The organism is Nocardia aurea, from assembly GCF_003123685.1.
In the GTDB taxonomy this organism is placed as follows: Bacteria; Actinomycetota; Actinomycetes; order Mycobacteriales; family Mycobacteriaceae; genus Nocardia; species Nocardia aurea.
In genome coordinates this window covers 1-2,510 of record NZ_QCYJ01000094.1, presented here as the reverse complement: position 1 = coordinate 2,510, position 2,510 = coordinate 1, and the positions used below count along the sequence as shown (strand labels likewise).

2 protein-coding genes are annotated in these 2,510 nt (G+C 67.8%); one reads left to right on the top strand and one right to left on the bottom strand.

All coding sequences use genetic code 11. The features are described from left to right. Positions 1-113 precede the first annotated feature (113 nt). Positions 114-689, bottom strand: coding sequence for a TetR/AcrR family transcriptional regulator (locus tag DAT37_RS19285; RefSeq protein WP_109526206.1), 576 nt, complete (start codon positions 687-689; stop codon positions 114-116). A 101-nt stretch (positions 690-790) separates the two neighbouring features. Here DAT37_RS19285 and DAT37_RS19280 point away from each other — a divergent pair, with 101 nt between their 5' ends. Beyond that, positions 791-2,278, top strand: a complete 1,488-nt coding sequence (locus DAT37_RS19280) for an aldehyde dehydrogenase (RefSeq protein WP_157978555.1) — start codon at positions 791-793, stop codon at positions 2,276-2,278. Positions 2,279-2,510: the final 232 nt, after the last annotated feature.

Genomic DNA, 2,510 nt, shown 5'->3' with positions numbered 1-2,510 from the left:
GGCCCATCAAGATCTCCGTGCGTTGGCGAAGTCAGTAACTCCACTACGCCCGGAGGTCTTCTTCTTGATCAACTACCTACGACCACGGCCACCACGATCTCGGCCACGTACATCTAGCGCGGGGTGCACAGCCGCCGGGCGGCCTCCACGACGGCGGCGCGGTGGGCGGCGAGGCGCTCTGGGGAGTACGGATCGCCACCGCCCGCGGCGGTGAGCAGATCGACCGGGCTGATCAGCCAGCTCTGGGCGAGCCCGATGACCAGGACGAGCAGGTCGGTCGCGGGCAGGCTGCCGGTCGCCTCGCTTGGCCCGCCGCGGGTCATGGCCTTGATCTTTTGGGCGTAGACTTCGGCCGCGTCGGGACCGGCGGACGGGCGTTGGAGGTGGCGCCACAGGTGCATGCGCAAGGCCTGTGGATGGGCCACCATGTAGTCGAACATCCGGCCGGCGTACCCCGGCAGGTCGTCCTCGGTCAGCGGGACGGCCTCGATCAGCTCGGTGATCACTCGGTGCAGGGCGGCGGCGAACAAGCCCTCTTTGTCGCCGAAGTAGACGTATATGGAGCGCTTGTTGGCGTCGGCCGCCTCGGCGATCCGCTCGATGCGCGCGCCGGAGAGCCCGTACACGGTGAATTCGTTGATCGCCGCGTTCAGGATCCGGGCCCGCGTTGCCGCGGAGTCGTAGGGCATGGTCGCAGCCTAAGGTAGATAACCGGTTGTTGACAAAAAGGCATGGTTGTGTCTTCATAGGTAAACAACCAGTTATCTACCTCTCGTCAAAGGACTCTGAGTTGACCATCACCCCGATCGCCGGGACCGCCTTCGTCACCGAGCGCGAGCTGTTCATTGGCAACGAGTGGCGGCCCGGTTCCACCGGTCAGCGCCTCACCGTGATCGACCCCGCCACCGAGCAGCCGGTGGGCTCGGCCGCCGCCGCCTCGTCCGCCGACATCGACGCCGGGGTCGCGGCGGCGCGGGCCGCCTTCGACCACGGCCCGTGGCCCCGCATGACCATCCAGGAGCGCGCCGCCGCGCTCGTCCGGTTCGCCGAGGAACTGGAGAAGGACGCCGAGGCGGTGACCGAGTTGCTGGTTGCCGAGACCGGGCTCATTCTGGGGCAGAGCAGGGGCGGGGCGCTGACGATGCCCGCCATGCTGCGCTACTACGCCGGCCTGGCCGACACCTTCCCGCTGGTGGAGAAGCGCGTCGGCGTCACCGGCTTCACCGCGCGCATCGAGAAGCGGCCGGTGGGCGTAGTGGCGGCGATCGTGCCGTGGAACGCCCCGCTGGCATTGGCGGCCTTCAAGTTGCCACAAGCCCTGCTCGCCGGCTGTACCGTGATCATGAAGCCCTCGGAGGACACCCCGCTCAGCGCCGGCTACTTCGCCGACGCCGCGCTGCGGGCAGGTTTGCCCGCAGGTGTGCTCAACATCCTCCCTGCCCTGCCGACCGAGAGCGACCTCTTGGTCCGACACCCCGGCATCGACAAGATCACCTTCACTGGCAGCACCACGGTCGGCCGCGCCATCGCCACCTCGGCTGCGGACACCCTTAAGCAACTCACCCTGGAGTTGGGCGGGAAGTCACCGGCGGTGGTGCTCGACGACGCCTCGCTGCAGCGGGTCGTCGACACCATGGTGCCCGGCGTTACCGGCAACAACGGCGAGGTCTGCACCAACCCCAGCCGCCTCATCGTGCCCGAGCACCGCAAGGACGAGATCGTCGGCGCGCTGGCGGAGGCGTTCGCCGCCCTCGTCGTCGGCGACCCCCGTGACCCGAAGACCGACATCGGCCCGATGATCACCCGTAAGCACTACGAGCGGGTTATGGGTTACCTCGCCTCCGCGACCGAGGAAGGCGGCCGCTTCGCCGTCGGCGGCGGCCGGCCGCCCGGTCTGGATACCGGCTTCTATATCGCTCCCACGATCATCACCGACGTCTCGCCCGGGGCCAGGGTGGCCCAGGAGGAGATCTTCGGTCCCGTGCTGACCGTACTCACCTACCGCGACGAGGAGGAGGCCGTCCGCATCGCCAACGGCACGGAGTTCGGGCTGTCCGGCGCGGTGTACAGCGAGGACTTCGACCACGCCCTGCAGACGGCCCGCAAGATCAACAGCGGCACGGTGAACATCAACAACAGCATCACGATCGACATCGGCGTGCCCTTCGGCGGTGTCAAGCAGTCGGGCTACGGCCGCGAACTCGGCCCTGAAGGGCTCGGCGCCTTCCTGAACACCCACGTCATATTCCTCGACGGCGAACCTCTACGCACCCTCTGAGTAGGAGGCGTAAGGCGCGGCGGTACGACCGCCGCTGGCCATGGAGCGTCCATGGCGCCCGGACGCTCCGTGGTTCAACCCTGCCGCGACGCGACGCTCTAGCGCCGCAGGTCCCACGCTGCCGCGCCGACGAAGGAGCCCCAGCTCACAGAGCGTGAGCTGGGGCTATCATCAATTGATGGTGAGTGTGTAGGGTCCGGTTTTCAGTTCGCCTGAAGAGACGGCGATGGCG

Excerpts from the sequence above, each read along its gene's own strand:
- DAT37_RS19285 (WP_109526206.1), bottom strand. The coding sequence starts at position 689 with ATGCCCTACGACTCCGCGGCAACGCGGGCCCGGATCCTGAACGCGGCG.